This is a genomic window from Actinomadura physcomitrii, assembly GCF_008923205.2.
In the GTDB taxonomy this organism is placed as follows: domain Bacteria; phylum Actinomycetota; class Actinomycetes; order Streptosporangiales; family Streptosporangiaceae; genus Spirillospora; species Spirillospora physcomitrii.
The window spans coordinates 39,170-58,714 of the sequence record NZ_WBMS02000035.1; the positions used below are offsets into that span (position 1 = coordinate 39,170).

Below are 19,545 nucleotides of genomic sequence, written 5' to 3' on the forward strand. Positions count from 1 at the left end.
ATCTCGTCGCCGACGAGAGGACCGCCCATGACCTACGTCCTGGTGCACGGAGCCTGGCACAGCCCCTGGTACTGGCGGGACGTGGCGCCCCGCCTGGACGGGCCGGCCGTCACGGTCGACCTGCCGAGCTGCGGCCCCGCCCACGGCGACCTGCACGACGACGCCCGCGCGATCCGCGACGTCCTGGACGCCCACACCGGCGTCACCCTCGTCGCCCACTCCTACGGCGGGTGTGGGGGCGGAGCCCCCACACCCGGGGGGCTCGGGGGGGTCGCCCCCCGATAAACGGCGAAGGGTCCGTGGGGAAGCGCCGAAGGCGCGACCACACGGACCCTAGGACCCGTAGCGGGGGCAGGATTTGAACCTGCGACCTCTGGGTTATGAGCCCAGCGAGCTACCGAGCTGCTCCACCCCGCGGTGATGTCTTCACTCTATGGGGCTGGGGTTGCTTGCGCAAACCGATTGGGGACGGGGTGTTGCGGGGGCGTGTACGGGGGCTTGCAGAGCGGCGGTGAGCATGGCGGTGAGGTCGGCGACGAAGGCGTCGTGGTCGAGGAGGGTGGGGTCGGGGTGGCCGGGTTCGATGCGGCCGGTGCGGTCGGCGAGGGCGGCGGTGAGGAAGGCGATGGCGACGGCGATGCGTTCGAGGGCGCGGGGTTCGGGGAGGCGGGCGCGGCAGGCGGTCTGGAGGAGGTCGAGCTGGCGGGTGAGGGCGGTGCCGGCGATGACGGGCGGGACGCGGTGGCCGCGGATGCCGGCGCGGCCGGCGAGCTGGGCGGTGATGCGGAGGAAGTCGCGGCCTTCGGGTGTGCGGAGTTCGGCGGCGGTGGGTTCGACGATGGCGTGGACGATGCCGTGCAGGTCGGCGGGGTCGAGGGCGGGGAGGGTGGCGGCGCGGGCGGGTTCCATGCGCTGGACGCCGGCGCGGAGGATGGCGTCGAGGAGGCCGGCGCGGGAGCCGAAGTGGTAGGTGATGGCGGAGTCGTTGCCCTGGCCGGCGAGGGCGACGATGTCGCGGGTGCGGGCGGCGTCGATGCCTTCGGCGGCGAAGAGGCGGGCGCCGGCGCGGATGAGGCGGTCTCGGGTGGCGCTTGCGTCTCTCGGCACGCGGTGATACTAACAGGAGACGTTAATAACGGTGCTCGTTATAACACCGGGAGGGCCGCGCCATGGCGGACGTCTACGACCCGTTCGATCCCGCGTTCCAGGCCGACCCGTATCCCGCGTACCGGCGGCTGCGCGACGAGGACCCCGTCCACCACCATGACGACCCGCCGTTCTGGGCGCTGTCGCGGTTCGAGGACATCTGGGCGGCGACGCGCGACGCGGAGACGTTCTCGTCCGCGCAGGGCCTGACGTTCTACCCGGACGAGATCGGCACGCTGGGCCTCGCGCCGACGATCGTGATGCTGGATCCGCCGCGCCACACCGTCCTGCGCCGCCTGGTGAGCCACGGGTTCACTCCGCGCCGGATCGCGGGGCTGGAGGACATGCTGCGCGGGTTCGTCCGGGAGAACATCGCGCGGATGGAGCGCAAGGCCGCCGACGGGGAGACCCCGGACCTGCACGCCGACTTCTCCGCGCCGCTGCCGACGTTCGCGCTGGCGCACCTGCTCGGCGTCCCGGAGGCGGACCGGGCGCGGTTCACCCCGTGGGTGCGGGCGCTGACGACGCTGCAGGACGACGGGTTCGACCTGAAGGCGCTCAAGGACGACGCGGTCGCCGCCGTCGGGGAGATGTTCGAGTACTTCACCGGCGTGATCCAGGCCCGCCGGGACGACCCGTCCGACGATCTGATCAGCGCGCTGACGGTGGCCGAGGTCGACGGGGAGCGCCTGACCGACTGGGACATCCTCGGGTTCTGCTTCGTGATGGTCGCGGGCGGCAACGACACGACCGCGAACCTGATCTCGCACGGCGTCATGCTGCTGGACACCGACCACGCGCAGCGCGAGCGGCTCGCGTCCGACTTCTCGCTGATCCCGAACGCGCTGCTGGAGTTCCTGCGGCTGGAGGCGTCCGTGCAGGCGCTCGGCCGGACGACGACGCGGCCGGTCGCGGTCCGCGGCACCGAGATTCCCGCGGGGCAGAAGGTGATGATGCTGTTCGGGTCCGCGAACCGGGACGAGCGGGAGTTCGGCGCGTCCGCCGGCGAACTGGACGTCACCCGGGAGATCCCGCGCCACCTGGGCTTCTCCAGCGGCGTCCACTTCTGCATCGGCTCGCACCTGGCGAAGCTCCAGGCGCGCGTCGCGCTGGAGGAGCTGCTCCGGGCGCATCCCCATGCGGGGGTGGACCTGGCGAACGCCCAGCGCATCGCGTCCCCGTTCACCCGCGGCTGGATCGGCCTCCCGGCGACGGGCATCGGGTAGGGCTCAGCCCATGGACGGAACCGTCCCGTACCCGCCGCCGTAGAAGGTCGGCTGGTGCATGCAGTTGACGCTGGCGAACTGCCCCTCGGCGGACCGCTCCTGGATGACCTTGCCGTCCAGGGTGATGCTGCAGTGGATGGTCCCGGACTTGATCCCGGTGTTCCCGCCGACGCTCAGGAACGTGAACCGCGACGCCTTGTACGTCGCGGTCCACGGCGGCTTGACCGTCTGGTTGGTCATGCCGCCGTCCGGCGGCATGACCATGACCGACAGGGGCGACACGCTGCCGGTCACCTTGTAGACGATCTTGTGGACGGCGGGCGTGGACGGCGTCGCCGGGACCGACGACGTGGTCGCGGCCGGAACGGCCGGATCGGCGGGCTCGCGCTCGGCGCCCGTCCCACCGCCGGACGGCAGGACGATGACCGCGAGGGCGCCGGCGGCCACGAGGGCGGCGACCCCCGCGCCCGCCGCGATCAGCAGCCGAGGTGCCTGCCTGCCGGCGGGGAGCGGCCCGGTGAGGACGACCGTGCCGGGGTGCGTCGCCGGGCCGGGAAGCCCCGGCGACGACAGCCTGGCCGGAGGCGGCGCGACCGACGGCGGTACCGCCGTCCATCGCCCCTCCGTCCGGAGGAAGGACGCGACGGCGGCGGCGCTCGCGGGTCGCCGGTCCACGTCCTTCGCGAGGAGGTCGAGGACGAGGCGTTCGAGGTACGGCGGCACGTCCGCGCGGACGGCGCTCACCCGCGGCGGCGGCTCGTTCAGGTGCGCGTACATCAGGCCGGGCATGCCGGAGCCGGAGCGGAAGGGAGGCCCGCCGGTGAGCATCTCGTGCAGGACGCACCCGAACGCGTACAGGTCGGACCGGAAGTCGGCGGCCTCCCCCCGGTACTGCTCCGGGGCCATGTAGAGCGGGGTGCCGACGGACCCGCCGTCCTGGGTGAGCCGCGTCGCGGCGTCCGCGAGGCCGGCGATGCCGAAGTCGCACAGCTTGAGGCGCCCGTCGGCGAGCACGAACAGGTTCGCGGGCTTGATGTCGCGGTGCACGATGCCGCGCGAGTGCGCGGCGGCGAGGGCGTCGGCGATCTGGACGGCGAGGCCGGCGGCCTCGGCGATCGGGAGCCCGCCCGGGCGGCGGCGCATGACGGTCCGGAGGTCCTCCCCTTCGAGGAGCTCCATCACCAGGTACGCCAGGCCGTCCTCGGTGCGGCCGACGTCGAACACGACCATGATGCCGGGGTGCTGGAGCGCGGCGGTGGCCTCCGCCTCACGCTCGAACCGCTCCATCGCGCCGGGCACGTCCGCCAGCTCGGCGGGCAGCGCCTTCACGGCGACCGGGCGGCGCAACCTGGTGTCGACGGCGCGCCAGACCTCGCCCATGCCGCCGCGGCCGATCAGGCCCTCCAGCCGGTACCGGCCGCCGAGTTCGGTTCCGGCGGCGAGCCGCGGCCCGTCCGTCATGCCCGCCTCCCGGCGGCCTTCGCGCTCACGATCCGATTATGCGTTCAGACGAACGGCATTGTCCATTTGATTGAGCCCAGATGGGCGTCAGCCCATGTGCGGGTACCGGTGGTCGGTCGGCGGGACGAACGTCTCCTTGATCGAGCGCGGGGACGTCCAGCGCAGCAGGTTGAACACCGAGCCGGCCTTGTCGTTGGTGCCGGACGCGCGCGCCCCGCCGAACGGCTGCTGCCCGACGACGGCGCCGGTCGGCTTGTCGTTGACGTAGAAGTTCCCTGCCGCGTACCGCAGCACCTCGGCGGCGTGCGCGATCGCGGCCCGGTCCGTCGCGATGACGGCGCCGGTCAGCGCGTAGTCGGCGACCGACTCCATCTGCGCGAGCATCTCCTCGTACCGGTCGTCGTCGTAGACGTGGACGCCGAGGATCGGCCCGAAGTACTCGGTCGTGAAGATCTCGTTCTCCGGGTCGCCGGACACCAGCACGGTCGGCCGGACGAAGTACCCGACCGAGTCGTCGTAGGAGCCCCCGGCGACGATCTCGACCGACGGGTCCTGCTTCGCCCGGTCGATCGCGGCCCTGCTCTTGGCGAACGCCCGCTCGTCGATCACCGCGCCCATGAAGTTCGACAGGTCGGACACGTCGCCCATGGTCAGGCCCTCGACCTCGTCCGCGAACCGCTCCTTGAACCCGTTCTCCCAGATGGAGCGCGGGATGTAGGCGCGGGACGCGGCGGAGCACTTCTGCCCCTGGTACTCGAACGCGCCGCGCACCAGGACGGTCTTCAGCACGTCCGGGTCGGCGGACGGGTGGGCGACCACGAAGTCCTTGCCGCCGGTCTCCCCCACGAGCCGCGGGTAGCTCCGGAACTTCTCGATGTTGGTGCCGACCGTCTTCCACAGGTGCTGGAACGTCGCCGTCGACCCGGTGAAGTGGATCCCGGCGAGCTCCGGGTGGGCCAGCGCGACCTCGGAGACCGCGAGGCCGTCGCCCGTCACGAGGTTGATGACGCCCGGCGGGAGCCCCGCCTCCTCCAGCAGCCGCATGGTCAGCACCGCCGCGTACGTCTGCGTCGGCGACGGCTTCCACACCACGACGTTGCCCATCAGCGCGGGCGCGGTCGGCAGGTTCGCGGCGATCGCGGTGAAGTTGAACGGGGTGATCGCGTAGACGAACCCCTCCAGCGGCCGCAGGTCCGACCGGTTCCACACGCCCGGACTGCTGATCGGCTGCTCGGCGAGCAGCCGCCGCGCGTAGCTCACGTTGAACCGCCAGAAGTCGACCAGCTCGCACGGGCTGTCGATCTCCGCCTGCTGGACGGTCTTGGACTGCCCGAGCATCGTCGCGGCGAGGATCGTCTCCCGCCACGGTCCGGCGAGCAGGTCGGCGGCGCGCAGGAAGACCGCGGCGCGCTCGTCGAACGGCAGCGCCCGCCATTTCGGCGCGGCCTCCAGCGCGGCGGCGATCGCGTCGCGGGCGTCGTCCGCCGTCGCGGTCCCGAACGTCCCGAGCACCGACGCGTGCTTGTGCGGCTGCACCACGGCGACCTTCGCGCCGGCGCCGAGCCGCCGCTCGCCGCCGATCGTCATGGGCAGGTCGATCGGGGCCTCGGCGGTCAGCTCGGCGAGCCTCGCCTCCAGCCGGGCCCGCTCGGCGCTGCCGGGCGCGTACCCGCGCACCGGCTCGTTGGCGGGCGTCGGAACGGTGGTCACGGCGTCCATGAAGGGGGCCTCCTCATCAGCGAGAGACGAAAGAACGAAGGAAGAACACGAGGTTGGCGGGACGCTCGGCCAGGCGGCGCATGAAGTAGCCGTACCAGTCGCTCCCGTACGGCACGTAGACCCGCATCCGGTGGTCCCGCGCGAGCCGCCGCTGCTCACCGGCCCGAATGCCGTAGAGCATCTGGAACTCGTACGAATCGGCCGGCCGCTCGTTGACGACGGCGAGCGTCCGCGCGATGTCGATGATCCGCGGATCGTGGCTGCCGACCATCGGGTACCCGTCGCCCGCCATGAGCACCCGGAGCCCGCGCACATAGGCCCGGTCGACCTCGGCCCTGCTCTCGAACGCGACCGACGCCGGCTCCGCGTAGGCGCCCTTGACGAGCCGGACCCGCGAGCCCTCGTGCGCCAGGTCCCGCAGGTCGCCCTCGGTCCGGCGCAGCATCGCCTGGATCGCCACCCCGGTCCGCGGGAAGTCGGCGCGCAGCTTGCCGAGGATCTCCAGCGTGGAGTCCACGGTCGTGTGGTCCTCCATGTCCAGCGTGACGGTCATGCCGACCCGTTCCGCCGCCGCGCAGATCTCCCGGGCATGGTCGAGCGCGAGATCACCGGGCAGCGCCTGCCCGAGCGCGGACAGCTTCACCGACGCGTCCGCGCCCTCCGCCAGCCCGCCCCCGGCGAAGACCTCGAACATCGCCAGGTAGGCGTCCCGGGTCGCCTCCGCCTGCGCCCGCTCGCGCGTGTACTCGCCCAGATGATCGAGCGTGACGCGCAGCCCGTCCCCGGTCAGCCCCCTGACCGCCCGGACGGCGGCGTCCAGATCCTCCCCGGCGACGAACCGGTCGACGACACGCCGCGTCAGCGGCAGGGAGGTCACGAGGCCGCGCACGCGCTCACTGCGCGCGGCGGCGAGGAGAACGGGACCGAGCATCAGGGGCCTCCTATCGACACCTCGACGGTAGGAACCCGGCCCCCGCACCGCGTATAGTCAAATGCCACTTTCAATCAGCAGCATCTTCATACAAATGTCCTATGGCTCCTGATCTGCAAGAGATCGTGGAACTCGCCGCCGACCTTCTCGGCGCCCCCGCGACCCTGGAGGACCGCGACTTCCACCTCGTCGCCTACGCCGCGCACGGCGACACGATCGACCCCGTCCGGATGGACTCGATCCTGCACCGCCGCGCGACCGAGGCCGTCCGCACCCGGTTCGAGTCCTACGGCATCGCCCGCGCCACCGGGCCCGTCCGCATCCCCGCCGACCACTCCCTCGGCCAGCTCGGCCGGCTCTGCCTGCCCGTCCGCTGGAGCAACGTCACCTACGGCTACCTCTGGCTGCTCGACGACCAGGAGCGCATCACCGACGCCTCCCGCGCCATGCCGCTCTGCGAGCGCGCCGGCCTCCTCATGGCCCGCCAGGCCCGCGAGCGCGACGACCTCGGCTGGAAGGTCGCCGACCTCCTGTCGGCCCAGCCGGACGTCCGCGCGCAGGCCGCCAACGAGCTCGCCGAGGCCGGCGTCCCCGACCCGCCGCTCGCCGTCGCCGTCCTGCGCGGCCCGAGCAGCGACCCGCTCAACCCGTGGCTGCTCCCCCACTCCGTCCTCACCACGCTCTGGCAGCGCGACCACGTCCTGGTGATCCCGGCGTCGGCGTCCCCGCACACCGTCGTCGACCGGGCCCGCCGCCTCCTGGAGGAGCGCACCCCACCCGTCCACGCGGGCTTCTTCTCCCCCTGCCCCACCCTGGAGACCGTCCACGAGGGCTGGCTGCGCGCCCGCGTCGCCGCCCGCACCGCCGCCCCCGGCGAGACCCGCGACTGGACGTCCCTAGGCGTCCTGCGCCTCCTGCGCGCCGCGGGCGACGAGGCGCTCACCCAGACCACCCGGACTCCGGGCACCGAGGCCCTCCTCAACTACCCCGACCTGGCCCTCACCGCCCGCACCTACCTGGACCTGGCGGGCAACGTCCAGAGAACAGCTCGAACCCTGAACATCCACCGCCAGACCCTCTACCACCGCCTCCGCCGCATCGAGGAACTGACGGCCCTGACCCTCGCCGACGGTCAGGACCGCCTGACCCTCCACCTGGCCCTCACCCTCGCCCCGCACCTCCAGCAGGACGACTGATCAGGACTCCGCCAGCCCGGCGTGCATGCTCCGCAGCTCGCGTTTGAGGATCTTGCCGCTGGGGTTCTTCGGCAGGGACTCCGCCAGCACCACGTACTTCGGCCGCTTGTACCCCGCGAGCCGCTCCCGCACGTGCGCGTGCACATCGTCGACGCTCAGCGCGGCCCCCGGCCTGGGCACCACCACCGCCGTGACGGCCTCGATCCACCGCGGATGCGCGATCCCGAACACCGCGACCTCGGCGACCCCGTCCAGCTCGTAGATCGCCTCCTCGACCTCGCGGCTGGCGACGTTCTCCCCGCCCGTCTTGATCATGTCCTTCTTCCGGTCGACCACCGACAGGTAGCCGTCCTCGGTCATGACCCCGAGGTCCCCCGAGTGGAACCACCCGCCCCGGAACGCCTCCTCGGTCTTGGCCTCGTCGTTGTAGTACCCCAGGGCCGCGTGCGGGCTCCGGTGGACGATCTCGCCGACCTCCCCCGCCGCCACGGGATTCCCGAGGTCGTCGACGAGGATCGTCTCCACGTTGATGGCCGCCCGCCCCGCGCTGCCGGCTCGCTCCAGTTGCTCGTCCGGACGCAGGATCGTCGCGAGCGGCGCCATCTCCGTCTGCCCGTAGAAGTTCCACAGCCGCACGTCCGGCAGCCGCCGCAGCAGTTCCCGCAGCACCTCCACCGGCATCGCGGACGCCCCGTAGTACCCCTTCCGCAGGCTCGAAAGATCCCGCGTCTCGAAATCGGGATGCCGCAGCAGCGAGATCCACACCGTCGGGGGGCAGAACAGCTTGGTGACCTTCTCCCGCTCGATCGTCTCCAAAAGCAGCGCCGGATCGGGCCCCGGCAGGATGACGCTGGTCGCCCCCAGATAGACATCGACGGAGAAAAAGCAATCAAGCTGCGCGCAGTGGTAGAGCGGCAGCGCGTGCACCTCGACGTCGTCGGCGGCCATCTCCCCGTCGACGATGCAGCTCACGTACTGGCTGATCAGCGACCGGCTGGTCAGCATCACGCCCTTGGGCCGCGACTCCGTCCCCGACGTGTACATCAGCCGCAGCGGGTCGTCGTCCCCCACCAGCACGTCGGGCGCCGCGGCTGACCCGTCCCGCCACCAGCCGTCGACGTCCTCCCACCCCGCAGGGCCGTCCCCGATCCGCGCCCGCACCCCGCCCTCGACACCGGCCGCCGCGAGCGCCTTCTCCGCCACGGGCACCAGCGCGCCCTCGGCCACGATCCCGCAAGCACCCGAATGCCCGAGGATGTAGCCGATCTCGTCGGCGCCCAGCATGAAGTTGACCGGCACCAGCACCACGCCCAGCTTCGCCGTCGCGAACGCCAGCACCGCGTACTGGAAGCAGTTGTGCGACAGCAGGGCGAGCCGGTCCCCCTTGCTCAGCCCCCGCCCCGCCAGCGCGTTCGCCGCCCGGTTCACAGCCGCGTCGAACTCCGCGTACGTGACCCGCAGGTCACCGCTCACCACCGCGAGCTTCCCCGGATACCGCCGAGCCGTCCGGTGCAACAGGTCGCCGTAAGAGTGCTGCCGGGCACGCGCCACCGCCGAGGACATCGAACACCACACTTTCCGCTGGTCAGTGACCGAAATCATACCGAACCGGACCGATCACTCCCCCGCACACACATCAAGGGCGAAGCCCGAGGGGGGCAAGGGGCGAAGCCCCAAACACAGAGCGCAGAGCACCAACCCGCACAAACGAATCGAAGGGCGAAGCCCGAGGGGGGCAAGGGGCGAAGCCCCAAACACAGAGCGCAAAGCACCAACCCGCACAAACGAATCGAAGGGCAAAGCCCGAGGGGGGCAAGGGGCGAAGCCCCAAACACAGAGCGCAGAGCACCAACCCGCACCAGCAAGGGGGCGTGGGGGCGGAGCCCCCACACCGGGGGGCTCGGGGGGTCGCCCCCCCGATAAACGGCGAAGGGTCCGTGGGGAAGCGCCAAAGGCGCGACCACACGGACCCTAGGACCCGTAGCGGGGGCAGGATTTGAACCTGCGACCTCTGGGTTATGAGCCCAGCGAGCTACCGAACTGCTCCACCCCGCGGTGATGGTTCAACTGTATTGCATGGCGGGGGCGCGGCCAAATCGGTTTCGGCGGGGGTCACTTGGTGCAGGCGGGGACGGTGCCTTTGCCGGTGGTGACGGCGTTGATGGCCTGGACGGCGCTGTGCAGGGTGTCGGCGCGGACGAGGCGGAGGCCGCCGGGGCGGGCGCCGAGGGCTTCGGAGCAGTTCTTCGCGGGGGTGAGGAAGATCGTGGCGCCGGCTCGGCGGGCGGCGATCATCTTCTGCTGGATGCCGCCGATGGGGCCGACCTGGCCCTCGGCGTCGATCTCGCCGGTGCCGGCGATGAACTTGCCGGCGCTGAGGGAGCCGGGGGTGAGCTTGTCGTAGATGGCGAGGGCGAACATGAGGCCGGCGCTGGGGCCGCCGATGTCGCCGACGCTGATGTCGATCTTGAAGGGGAACTTGTACTGGTCGCCGAGGACGACGCCGACGACGGCGCGCTTGCCGGTGGGGTCGGCGACGGTGGTGAAGGTCTGGGTGGTGTCCTTGCCGCCGCGCTGGACGGTGAGGGTGACCTTGTCGCCGATCTTGCGTTTGGCCATCGCGCCGGTGACCTGGGAGGTGCTGGTGACCTTGGCGCCGTCGAGGGCGGTGACCTGGTCGCCGGGCTGGAGCCTGCCGTCGGCGGGGCGGCCCTTCTGGACACCCTGGACGATCACCTGGGTCTGCAGGGGGACGCCGAGTTCGTGCAGGGCGGCGGCTTTGGCGCTCTGCTGGGAGTCCTGCATCTGGCGGGTGTTCTCCTGGTCGACCTGCTTCTGGCTCTCGTCCTTGGGGAAGTAGAGCTCCTCAGGGACGATGGCGGTGTCGTGGTCGAGCCAGCCGCGCAGGGCGGTGAAGAGGTCGATGCGCCCGCCGGGGCCGCCGCGGTAGGTGACGGTGGTGAAGTTGAGGTGTCCCTCGTCGGGGTAGGTCTGCCGGCCGTCGATGGTGATGACCTGCTGGCCCTTCTCGTTCGTGCCGAGGGTGTTGCTCGTGGGGCCGGGCATCAGCGCGATGTAGGGCACCGGCATGAGGGAGCCGACGAGGGCCAGCGCGAGGATCAGGACGCTCGCGACGGTGAGGGTGGCGGCACGACGGGACATGGTCGGCACTCTATGCGGATCAGGGGGGTCAGCAGGCCCCGACCCACTCGTCCGTACCGTCGGTGAAGGTCTGGCGCTTCCAGATCGGCACCTGGGCCTTGAGGTCGTCGATGAGGCGGCGGCAGGCGTCGAAGGCTTCGGCGCGGTGCGGGCAGGACGCGGCGACGACGACGGCGAGGTCGCCGATCCGCAGGTCGCCGACGCGGTGGACGGCGGCGAGGGCGCGGACGGGGAAGTCGGCGGCGACCTTGTCCATGACGGCGCGCAGTTCCCGTTCGACGGTGGGGTGGGCGCTGTAGGACAGGGCGCGGACGTCGCGGGCGTGGTCGTGGTCGCGGACGGTTCCGACGAACAGCGCGACGCCGCCGGCGGCGGGGTCGCCGACGGCGGCGAACACCTCGTCGACGGACAGCGGGGTGTCGCGGATCTCGGCGAGCCGGATGGGGGTTCCGGCGGCGGCGCTGTCTTCGCTCACGCCCTGCAGGCTACCTTCGCCCGGCGGGCCGGCTAAGGGCGAGGGGCGTGCTCGTCGGGCTCGTCGGGCTCGAACGTGCCGGCGAGGGCATCGGCCAGGGCGGGGACGAGGTCGGGGCCGGCGAGGACCTCGTCGTCGCTGTCGTGGCGGCGCAGGCGCAGGGCGGAGTGCCGGGTGCCGTCGCGGAGCACGCCGACGATCATGCGGACGTCCTCGCGCTTGGGGTGCTTGGCCGCGTACTCGGCGGCTTCGGCCTCGCCCTCGGGGATGTCGTCCTCGGCTTCGGGCGGGAGGACGACCCGTTCGATGACGAGCGCGCAGCCTTCGACGGTGTCGGGCCAGGCGATGGCGGCGAGGGCGTCCTCGACGCCGGCCTTCTCGGGGAGGGCGGGCTGCTCGAGGGCGGCGAGGGTGTCGGCGTCGGGGGGCAGGCCGAGCTGGTCGGCGAGGTCGGGCTCGGCGCGGCGCAGCTCGGTGCTGCGGACGAGGGCGTAGAGGCGGGGCGCGGCGTCCCAGCCCTCCTGCGCCGAGTGGCGTTCGAGGTCCAGCACGACTTCTTCCAGAAGACTCACGGGGCCCATCTTTCCCCGTCCGGGGACCGGGAAATGCGGGAACCCCGGTGGTAGTCGGTAAGTTGCTTACACAGCACCGGCCCGCGGCCGGTGGGCCGCGATCTCGATCGGAGGGGCAATTGGCCTTCCGGACTGCCGGTACCGGGCGCCGGTTCGGCGCCGGGCGCACCCGGCTGATGCTGCCGGTCCTGGTGGCGCTGGCGTTCCTGCTCGTCGCTTTCCTTGTCTTCACCGCGGTCTACACGAATCTGCTGTGGTACCGCTCGGTCGGCTTCACGGAGGTGTACACCACGCAGCTGCGCGCCGAGGCGGTGCTGTTCGCCGGGTCGGGCCTGCTGATGGCGCTGGTGGTGGGCGCGAACGTGGCGGTGGCGTACCGGCTGCGCCCGGCGTACCGGCCGCTGTCGGTGGAGCAGCAGGGGCTGGAGCGGTACCGGTCGGTGATCGATCCGCGCCGGCGGCTGATCTCGTTGGGGCTGCTGTTCCTGCTGGGCGTGCTGACGGGGTCGTCGGTGGCGGGCCAATGGCAGGTGTGGCTGGCGTTCCTGAACCGGACGCCGTTCGGCGTGAAGGACCCGCAGTTCCATAAGGACGTGTCGTTCTACGTCTTCACCTATCCGTTCCTGCGGCTGGTGCTGGGCGTGGTGTTCGCGACGGTGATCCTGTCGTTCCTGGCCGCGGTGATGGTGCATTACCTGTACGGCGGGTTGCGGATTCAGGGGCCGGGCGACAAGGCGAGCCCGCCCGCGCGCGCGCATCTGTCGGTGCTGGTGGGGCTTTTCGTGCTGCTGAAGGCGGCGGCGTACTGGCTGGACCGGTACGGGCTCGTCCATTCGGAGCGCGGCGTGACGACCGGCGCGTCCTATACGGACGTGAACGCGCTGCTGCCCGCCAAGACGATCCTCGCGGTCATCGCGCTGCTGTGCGCGGTGATGTTCTTCAGCAACCTGCTGCGGCGCGGGATGATGCTGCCGGGCGTCGGGTTCACGCTGCTGGTGCTGTCGGCGATCCTGCTCGGCGGGCTGTACCCGCTGCTGATCCAGCAGTTCCAGGTGAAGCCGGACGAGCTGGCCAAGGAGCGCGGGTACATCCAGCGCAACATCGACTTCACGCGGCGGGCGTACGGGGTGGGCGGCGCGCAGGTCGTCCAGTACGGGTCGGCGCCGGTGACCGACCAGAAGAAGCTGCAGGACGAGGCGAACGGGCTCGGCGGCGTCCGCGTCCTGGACCCGAACGTGGTGGGCCCGACGTTCGAGCAGCTGCAGCGGATCCGCCCGTTCTACAAGTTCCCGGACACCCTCGACGTCGACCGCTACACGGTGGACGGGCGGACCACCGACACTGTGGTGGCGCTGCGGGAGCTGTCGGGGGCGCCGTCCGGGCAGCGCAGCTGGGTGAAGGACCGGATGGTCTACACGCACGGCTACGGGTTCGTGTCGGCGTACGGCGACCAGATGGCGCAGGGCGGGAACCCGGACTTCATCACCCGGGACATGCCGGCGTCGTCCGGCCAGCGGATCCAGGTGACGCGGCCGGAGATCTACTTCGGGGAGCGGTCGCCGCGCTACTCGGTGGTGGGCGGCAAGGGCCAGCAGGAGCTGAACTACCCCGACAACAGCCCGGACGACGGGCAGCAGAGCACCACCTATGACGGGGGCGGCGGCGTCCCGGTCGACTCGTTCTTCCACAAGCTGCTGTACGCGACGCGGTTCCAGGACAAGAACCTGCTGCTGTCCGGGGCGATCAAGAAGGACGCGCGGATCCTGTACGACCGGCCGCCGCGCGAGCGGGTGCACAAGGCGGCGCCGTGGCTGACGCTGGACGGCGACCCGTACCCGGCGGTGGTGCAGGGCCGGGTCGTGTGGATCGTGGACGGCTACACCACGTCCGGCGCGTACCCGTACTCGGAGCAGACGAGCCTCGGCGAGGCGACCCGCGACACGATCACCGACACCCGCTCGTCGGTGGCGCGGCAGGCGAACGACCACATCAACTACATGCGGAACTCGGTGAAGGCCACGGTGGACGCCTACAGCGGCGCGGTCCACCTGTACCAGTGGGACACCGACGACCCGATCCTGAAGACGTGGATGAAGGTGTTCCCGCACACCGTCGAGTCGAAGGCGAGCATCCCGCAGGACCTGCTGGCGCACTTCCGCTACCCGCAGGACCTGTTCAAGGTGCAGCGGCAGATCCTCACCAAGTACCACGTGACGGACCCGTCGGCGTTCTACAACGGCGAGGGGTTCTGGGAGGTGCCGCAGGACCCGACGACGCAGGGCAAGCTGCAGCCGCCGTACTACCAGAGCCTGACGATGCCGTCGCCGTTCGACGGGGCGTCGGCGTTCTCGCTGACGACGGTGTTCAACCCGCGCGACAACCCGCAGCTCGCGGCGTTCATGGCGGTCGACTCCGACCCGTCGAGCAAGTACTACGGGCAGATCCGGATCCTGCAGATGCCGCGGGACGCGCAGCCGCCGGGCCCGGGGCAGGTGCAGAACTCGTTCGAGACGGACTCGCAGGTGAAGGGCGACCTGTTCGCGCTGCGGCAGGGCGGGACGAAGACCGTGGCGGGGAACCTGCTGACGATCCCGTTCGGCGGGAGCCTGCTGTACGTCGAGCCGATGTACACCAAGGCGTCCGGCGGGAAGGAGCAGCAGCCGTACCCGCTCCTCGGCAAGGTGCTGGTGCGGTACGGCACCCGGATCGCGGCGGCGGGCACGTTCGCGGACGCGCTGAAGCAGGTCCTCGGCGGGTCCGGGGCGCCGGCGGTGACGGGGTCCGGGTCCGGGGACGGCCGGCTGTCGCCGCAGGAGCAGCAGGCGATCAATGACCTGCAGAAGGCCGTGAGCGACTACGAGAAGGCCCAGCAGAAGGGCGACTATCCGGGCATGGGCGACGCCTGGCAGCGGATCAAGCGGGCGCAGGAGGCGCTGTCGGCGGCGCAGCAGGCGGGCGGGAAGCAGCCGAAGCCGACGCCGGACGCGTCGTCCTCGCCGACGGCGTCCCCGCCGGCGTCGCCCTCGCCGAGCGGCTCGGCCGAAGCGTCGGCCGGCTGACGGCCCCGGCCGGGCCGCCCGGCTAGGCGGCGCGGCTAGCGGCGGCGCTTGCGGGCGCGGCGGATCGCGGCGGCGGCGCCGATCGCGGCGACGGTCGCGCCGGCCGCGGTCGCCATGGTGGCCTCCTTGCCGCCGACGCGGCGCCCGACGACGGCGTGCCGCCCGGCGGTCTCCTCCATCACCACGCGCAGCGCGGCGGCGTTGTCGTAGCCCGGCTTCCAGCCGGCGGCGCGCAGCCGGGCGCAGTCGACGACCCACGGGTAGGCGACGTAGTGCAGGTCGGTGGCGGGCGCCGGGGTCATGCCGAGGCGGTGCAGCCGCTGCGCCATCCCGAACGTCAGCGCGGCGGGCAGCTCGAAGCTGCGCTTGCCGGTGATCTCGGTGACCTCCTCGGGGCCGAGCCAGCCCTCGCAGCCGACCGCGACCGGGCCGGCGACGTCCTCGGCGACGATCACCTCCAGCGCGGACGCGAGGTCCTCGATGTGGCAGAACTGCCAGCCGGGCGTGCTGCCCTTCACCGTCAGCAGCCGGGGCGCCTCGAAGTGCCGGGTGACCACGGTGTCCACGCCGGGCCCCACCAGCGCGGCGGGCCGCACGACGGTGATCTCCAGCCCGGGGTGGGTGAGCGGCGCGGTCGCGGCCAGCTCCTCGATCTCCAGGTAGTCGCCCGCGATGCTGACGTCGGCCTCGGCGAGCACCGGGGCGTCCTCGGGCAGCGGCACCTCGTTGCCGGGCGCGGCGCCGTACACCATCGCGCTGGTGACGAGGACCACGCGGCGGACGCGGGCGGCCGCGGCGGCGGTGACGACGGTCTGCGCGCCCCGCACGTTGTGGGTGCGGCGCTCCTTTCCGTCGGCATCCGGGGAGTGCTCGACGTCCAGGTTGACGATCACGTCCACGTCGGAGAGCCGGTTGGACAGCAGCGGGTCCCGGATGTCGACGACGCGCCACGTGGCGCCGGCCACGTCGCCGCGGTGCCCGTCGATGGCGACGACCTTGCGGATGTCTTCCCGTTCGGCGAGCCGGGCGGCCAGCAGCCGTCCCGCCCCGGAGGCCGCACCGGTGACGGCGACGACCGGGGCCTTGCTACGCCGAGGGCGAACCTTGCCCGTTGCCACGGGGGTGCCCCCTTCCTTGAGTACGCGACCTTGCCGGGACCGGCTAACGTTGCGGATATGAGCCCATCATGCATCCCAGGGGCGAACCGATGAGTGACACTCCCTTCGGCTTCAACCGTCCCGGCGACGGAGACGACGACCGTCCCCAGGATCCATTCAAGGGCATGGGCGGCGACATGGCGCAGTTCGCCGACATGCTGCACCGGTTCGCGGACATGATCGGCGCGCAGGGCCAGGGCGGCGTGTCCGGCGGCCCGCTCAACTGGGACCTGGCCAAGAACATCGCCCGCCACCAGGTGGTCGAGCAGGGCGACCCGTCGATCGTGGACGCCGAGCGGCGCCAGGTCGAGGAGGCGCTGCGGCTGGCCGACCTGTGGCTGGACGAGGGCACGACGCTGCCCGCCGGCATCCGGTCGCCGAAGGCATGGAGCCGGTCGGAGTGGATCGAGCAGACGCTGCCGGTGTGGGCGAAGGTCTGCGACCCGATCGCGTCCCGCATGGTCGAGTCGATGGGCGGCGCGCTCGGCGGCGCCGGCGAGATGCCCGCCGAGATGCAGGCGATGGCCGGCCCGCTGATCGGGATGGTCAAGCAGATGGCCGGCGCGATGGTCGGCGGCCAGGCGGGGCAGGCGCTCGGCGCGCTGGCCCGCGAGGTGACCGGCTCGGCGGACGTGGGCCTGCCGCTGGCGCCCGACGGCGTCGGCGCGCTGCTGCCCGCGGGGGTCGAGGCGTTCGGCTCGGGCCTGGAGGTCTCCGAGGACGAGGTCCGGCTGTACCTGGCGCTGCGGGAGGCCGCGCACCAGCGGCTGTTCGCGCACGTGCCGTGGCTGCGGGCGCACCTGCTCGGCGCCGTCGAGGAGTACGCGCGGGGCATCACCGTCGACCTGTCGGGCATCGAGCAGGCCGTGCAGGGGCTCGACCTGAGCAACCCGGAGGCGATCCAGGAGGCGCTCGGCGGCGAGATCCAGCTGCAGCCGGAGGAGACGCCCCGGCAGAAGGCGGCCCTCGCCCGGCTGGAGACCACGCTCGCGCTGGTCGAGGGCTGGGTCGACACCGTGGTCAACGAGGCGGCGCAGGGCCGGCTGCCCGGCTCGGTGAAGCTCGCCGAGGCGGTGCGGCGGCGCCGCGCGACCGGCGGCCCGGCGGAGCGGACGTTCGCGACGCTGGTCGGGCTGGAGCTGCGGCCGCGGCGGCTGCGCGAGGCCGCGGCGCTGTGGCGCAAGCTGACCGATGCGCGCGGCGCGCAGGGCCGCGACGCGGTCTGGGAGCACCCCGACCTGCTGCCGACGGCCGACGATCTCGACGATCCGGACGGCTTCGTGCACGGCCGGGAGATCGAGGGGCTGTCCGACCTCGACCTGACCAACCTGACCACGGCGGCCGAGGACGAGCCCTCGGACACGCCCGACGACAAGCAGGAGGACAAGCCGGACGACAAGCCCGACGACCCCGGCGAGGGCGGCGCGGGGCCAGGCGACGCGGGACCGCGGTCGTGAGCGTCATGCGCGTCCCGCACGCGCCCCGGGTGAACGGCTGCCGGTACGAGCCGGGGTCGTCCACGAACGTGATCCGGCGCCGGGTCGCGCGGGAGAGCCTGTGCTGGCAGCGGCCCGTGGACCAGGAGCGGCGCCGCCGTCATCCGGCCAGCTCGCCCTACGCCCGCGCCAACCGCACGTGACGGCTCCGTCCGCGACGGCGCCGCTGTACGCCGACGCCTTCGGGGTGCTGTCGTCCTGGGCGGCGCCCGACGCCGGCCAGGAGCGGATGCGGCGGGAGTTCCTCACGCATCTGGAGGAGCATCCGGCGGACGGGATGTGGCGCGCCTGCGCCGACGGCCACATCACGGCGAGCGCGGCGGTGCTCGACGCGTCGCGGTCCCGGATCCTGCTGACGCTGCACTCCAAGATCAAGGCATGGCTGCAGCTCGGCGGGCACTGCGAGCCCGCGGACGCGACGCTGGCGGGCGCCGCGCTGCGGGAGGCGACGGAGGAGTCCGGCATACCGGACCTGCGGCCGCTGCCGGGGCCCGTCCAGCTGGACCGGCACCGGGTGAACTGCCATCCGGCGGGGACGTGGCACCTGGACGTCCAGTACGTCATGATCGCCCCGGAGGGCGCCCGGCCCGCGATCTCGGACGAGTCGGACGATCTGGCGTGGTTCCCCGTCGACGCCCTCCCGCAGGACACCGACGACGCCCTGCGCCGCCTCGTCACCCGCGCGACCCGGGCCCGCTAGCGGAGCGGGGAGCCTTCGAGGAGAGCCCGCGTATTTTCCCAGCCCTCCAGGCCGGGGTCGAGGAGGCGCAGGTCGGCGGGGGTGCGGATGCGGTGCCAGCCGGGTCCCTGCGGGACGAGGCCGGGGCGGGGCGCGGCGGCGCGGAGCCGGGCCAGGGCGTCCGGGGCGTCGAGCGCCATGCCGGGGCCGTCGAGCGCGGTGGCGAGCCAGGCGGGCAGCGGCAGCCGGGCGGCGAGCGCGACGAGCCCGTTGCCGCCGGCGGCCTGGCAGGCGGCGGCGGGCGCGCTGCCGAGGGCGCGGAACAGCTTGCCGAGCAGCAGCGGCGGCAGGTCGGGGGCGTCCGGCACGATCAGCGCGGCCTCGTCGGCGCCGAGCGCGTGCAGCGCGGCGAAGGCGGCGTCGGGCGCGGGCTCGCGGACGATCGGGGTGCCCGGCCAGGTGATCGTCTCGGCGTCCGGCGGGCCGTCCGGGTCGACGACGAGCGCGGCCGTGACGAACTCCAGGCCGGCGGCGACCTCGTAGACGTCCTCGAGCATGGCGAGCCGGAACTCGGCGCCGTCCACCCCGGGGGGAGCGGCGGACGGGCCGGACGGGTCGAACGGCAGGACCGCGGCGCAGCGGCCGGTGATCTCGGGGGCGGGCGGGTTCCCGGGCAGGGTCACCCGGCGACCTCGTGCGGGAAGCCGTCGCCGTGCAGGCCGTCTCCGTGGTGCATGCCGTCGTCGTGGCCGGGCTCCTCGTCGGGCGCGTCCGCCTCCAGCGGCAGGTGCGCGGCGGCGGCGACGCCCTCCAGGTACCCGCGGGCCCGGTCGGCCTTGGGGTAGTTGCCGACGAGCTGCCAGAAGTCGGCGCCGTGCCCCGGGATCAGCAGGTGCGCCAGCTCGTGCACCAGCACGTAGTCCACGACCCAGGACGGCATGCCGCGCAGCCGGGTGGACAGCCGGATCGTGCCGTCGTCGGGGGTGCAGGAGCCCCAGCGGCTGCGCTGGTTGGCGACCCACCGGACGCTGACCGGGTCGGCGCGGCCGTCGAGGTAGCGGCGGGACAGCTCGTGGGCGCGCGACTCGAGATCGGCGTCGGAGGGGCGGCGGCGGCGCTCGCGCTCCTCCAGCCGTTCCAGGATGGTGGCGATCCACTGTTCCTCTTCGGCCTTGCTGAGCCTGGAGGGCACCATCACCACCACCTTGTCCCCGTCGCGGTAGGCGGACACGGTCCGGCGGCGCCTGGTGCTGCGGCGGACCTCAA

Annotated in this window: 18 protein-coding genes and 2 tRNA genes; 7 read left to right on the top strand and 13 right to left on the bottom strand. The window is 72.5% G+C overall.

Going from position 1 to position 19,545, the window contains the following annotated elements:
- Window positions 1-27 precede the first annotated feature (27 nt).
- Entirely contained in the window at window positions 28-285 is a 258-nt protein-coding gene (locus F8568_RS33630; RefSeq protein ID WP_151597732.1) for an alpha/beta fold hydrolase, read from the top strand.
- Window positions 286-343: 58 nt separating this feature from the next.
- Here the strand turns inward: F8568_RS33630 and F8568_RS33635 are convergent.
- A tRNA-Met gene (locus F8568_RS33635) sits at window positions 344-417 on the bottom strand.
- A 9-nt stretch (window positions 418-426) separates the two neighbouring features.
- Complete coding sequence (locus tag F8568_RS33640) at window positions 427-1,107, bottom strand: TetR/AcrR family transcriptional regulator (protein ID WP_151597733.1); 681 nt, start codon at window positions 1,105-1,107, stop codon at window positions 427-429.
- A 62-nt stretch (window positions 1,108-1,169) separates the two neighbouring features.
- Here F8568_RS33640 and F8568_RS33645 point away from each other — a divergent pair, with 62 nt between their 5' ends.
- The gene (locus tag F8568_RS33645) at window positions 1,170-2,372 is read left to right on the top strand and encodes a cytochrome P450 (protein ID WP_151597734.1); all 1,203 of its coding nucleotides are present in this window, start codon (window positions 1,170-1,172) and stop codon (window positions 2,370-2,372) included.
- 3 nt (window positions 2,373-2,375) lie between these two features.
- Here the strand turns inward: F8568_RS33645 and F8568_RS33650 are convergent, their stop codons facing one another.
- The 3 genes from F8568_RS33650 to F8568_RS33660 form a co-directional block, all read right to left on the bottom strand.
- The gene (locus F8568_RS33650; protein ID WP_151597735.1) at window positions 2,376-3,833 is read right to left on the bottom strand and encodes a serine/threonine-protein kinase; all 1,458 of its coding nucleotides are present in this window, start codon (window positions 3,831-3,833) and stop codon (window positions 2,376-2,378) included.
- 87 nt (window positions 3,834-3,920) lie between these two features.
- Window positions 3,921-5,552, bottom strand: coding sequence for an L-glutamate gamma-semialdehyde dehydrogenase (gene pruA, locus F8568_RS33655; protein WP_151597736.1), 1,632 nt, complete (start codon window positions 5,550-5,552; stop codon window positions 3,921-3,923).
- A gap of 16 nt (window positions 5,553-5,568) precedes the next feature.
- Window positions 5,569-6,483, bottom strand: a complete 915-nt coding sequence (locus tag F8568_RS33660) for a proline dehydrogenase family protein (RefSeq protein WP_151597737.1) — start codon at window positions 6,481-6,483, stop codon at window positions 5,569-5,571.
- Window positions 6,484-6,584: 101 nt separating this feature from the next.
- On the opposite strand from F8568_RS33660, the gene F8568_RS33665 reads away from it, so the two are divergent.
- A complete protein-coding gene (locus tag F8568_RS33665; protein ID WP_151597738.1) occupies window positions 6,585-7,679 on the top strand; it encodes a PucR family transcriptional regulator in 1,095 nt (364 codons plus the stop codon).
- On the opposite strand, the gene F8568_RS33670 is transcribed toward F8568_RS33665, so the two are convergent.
- From F8568_RS33670 to F8568_RS33690, 5 genes are all read right to left on the bottom strand, one after another.
- Window positions 7,680-9,281, bottom strand: coding sequence for an acyl-CoA synthetase (locus F8568_RS33670; RefSeq protein WP_328601141.1), 1,602 nt, complete (start codon window positions 9,279-9,281; stop codon window positions 7,680-7,682). It lies immediately after the preceding gene.
- A 379-nt stretch (window positions 9,282-9,660) separates the two neighbouring features.
- A tRNA-Met gene (locus tag F8568_RS33675) sits at window positions 9,661-9,734 on the bottom strand.
- Window positions 9,735-9,791: 57 nt separating this feature from the next.
- Window positions 9,792-10,841, bottom strand: a complete 1,050-nt coding sequence (locus F8568_RS33680) for a YlbL family protein (RefSeq protein ID WP_151597740.1) — start codon at window positions 10,839-10,841, stop codon at window positions 9,792-9,794.
- Between the two features lie 28 nt (window positions 10,842-10,869).
- On the bottom strand, window positions 10,870-11,316 hold the full coding sequence (locus F8568_RS33685) for a molybdenum cofactor biosynthesis protein MoaE (RefSeq protein ID WP_328601142.1): 447 nt from the start codon (window positions 11,314-11,316) through the stop codon (window positions 10,870-10,872).
- Window positions 11,317-11,348: 32 nt separating this feature from the next.
- Complete coding sequence (locus F8568_RS33690; RefSeq protein ID WP_202125666.1) at window positions 11,349-11,897, bottom strand: PPA1309 family protein; 549 nt, start codon at window positions 11,895-11,897, stop codon at window positions 11,349-11,351.
- 110 nt (window positions 11,898-12,007) lie between these two features.
- Here F8568_RS33690 and F8568_RS33695 point away from each other — a divergent pair, with 110 nt between their 5' ends.
- Window positions 12,008-14,947: a UPF0182 family membrane protein gene (locus tag F8568_RS33695; RefSeq protein WP_151597741.1), complete on the top strand. Its 2,940-nt coding sequence runs from the start codon at window positions 12,008-12,010 to the stop codon at window positions 14,945-14,947.
- 35 nt (window positions 14,948-14,982) lie between these two features.
- On the opposite strand, the gene F8568_RS33700 is transcribed toward F8568_RS33695, so the two are convergent.
- Entirely contained in the window at window positions 14,983-16,065 is a 1,083-nt protein-coding gene (locus F8568_RS33700; protein WP_151597742.1) for an NAD-dependent epimerase/dehydratase family protein, read from the bottom strand.
- 89 nt (window positions 16,066-16,154) lie between these two features.
- Between F8568_RS33700 and F8568_RS33705 the strand changes: the two genes are divergently transcribed.
- Genes F8568_RS33705 through F8568_RS33715 form a run of 3 tightly spaced genes read left to right on the top strand, consistent with a single transcriptional unit; the run spans window position 16,155 to window position 18,300 of the window.
- Window positions 16,155-17,561, top strand: coding sequence for a zinc-dependent metalloprotease (locus tag F8568_RS33705; RefSeq protein WP_151597743.1), 1,407 nt, complete (start codon window positions 16,155-16,157; stop codon window positions 17,559-17,561).
- A complete protein-coding gene (locus tag F8568_RS33710; protein WP_151597744.1) occupies window positions 17,558-17,743 on the top strand; it encodes a hypothetical protein in 186 nt (61 codons plus the stop codon). The genes F8568_RS33705 and F8568_RS33710 overlap by 4 nt, the downstream gene beginning before the upstream one ends.
- Window positions 17,740-18,300, top strand: a complete 561-nt coding sequence (locus F8568_RS33715; protein ID WP_328601143.1) for an NUDIX hydrolase — start codon at window positions 17,740-17,742, stop codon at window positions 18,298-18,300. The genes F8568_RS33710 and F8568_RS33715 overlap by 4 nt, the downstream gene beginning before the upstream one ends.
- Here the strand turns inward: F8568_RS33715 and F8568_RS33720 are convergent.
- Together F8568_RS33720 and F8568_RS33725 are read right to left on the bottom strand one after the other, a co-directional pair.
- Window positions 18,297-18,962: a hypothetical protein gene (locus F8568_RS33720; RefSeq protein WP_328601144.1), complete on the bottom strand. Its 666-nt coding sequence runs from the start codon at window positions 18,960-18,962 to the stop codon at window positions 18,297-18,299. The genes F8568_RS33715 and F8568_RS33720 overlap by 4 nt on opposite strands.
- Window positions 18,959-19,510, bottom strand: coding sequence for a M48 metallopeptidase family protein (locus F8568_RS33725; protein ID WP_407924503.1), 552 nt, complete (start codon window positions 19,508-19,510; stop codon window positions 18,959-18,961). The genes F8568_RS33720 and F8568_RS33725 overlap by 4 nt, the downstream gene beginning before the upstream one ends.
- Window positions 19,511-19,545: the final 35 nt, after the last annotated feature.

Coding starts and splice junctions, on each gene's coding strand:
- F8568_RS33630 (WP_151597732.1), top strand. CDS start 28: ATGACCTACGTCCTGGTGCACGGAGCCTGGCACAGCCCCTGGTACTGG.
- F8568_RS33645 (WP_151597734.1), top strand. CDS start 1,170: ATGGCGGACGTCTACGACCCGTTCGATCCCGCGTTCCAGGCCGACCCG.
- F8568_RS33650 (WP_151597735.1), bottom strand. CDS start 3,833: ATGACGGACGGGCCGCGGCTCGCCGCCGGAACCGAACTCGGCGGCCGG.
- pruA (WP_151597736.1), bottom strand. CDS start 5,552: ATGGACGCCGTGACCACCGTTCCGACGCCCGCCAACGAGCCGGTGCGC.
- F8568_RS33660 (WP_151597737.1), bottom strand. CDS start 6,483: ATGCTCGGTCCCGTTCTCCTCGCCGCCGCGCGCAGTGAGCGCGTGCGC.
- F8568_RS33665 (WP_151597738.1), top strand. CDS start 6,585: ATGGCTCCTGATCTGCAAGAGATCGTGGAACTCGCCGCCGACCTTCTC.
- F8568_RS33670 (WP_328601141.1), bottom strand. CDS start 9,281: ATGATTTCGGTCACTGACCAGCGGAAAGTGTGGTGTTCGATGTCCTCG.
- F8568_RS33680 (WP_151597740.1), bottom strand. CDS start 10,841: ATGTCCCGTCGTGCCGCCACCCTCACCGTCGCGAGCGTCCTGATCCTC.
- F8568_RS33690 (WP_202125666.1), bottom strand. CDS start 11,897: ATGGGCCCCGTGAGTCTTCTGGAAGAAGTCGTGCTGGACCTCGAACGC.
- F8568_RS33705 (WP_151597743.1), top strand. CDS start 16,155: ATGAGTGACACTCCCTTCGGCTTCAACCGTCCCGGCGACGGAGACGAC.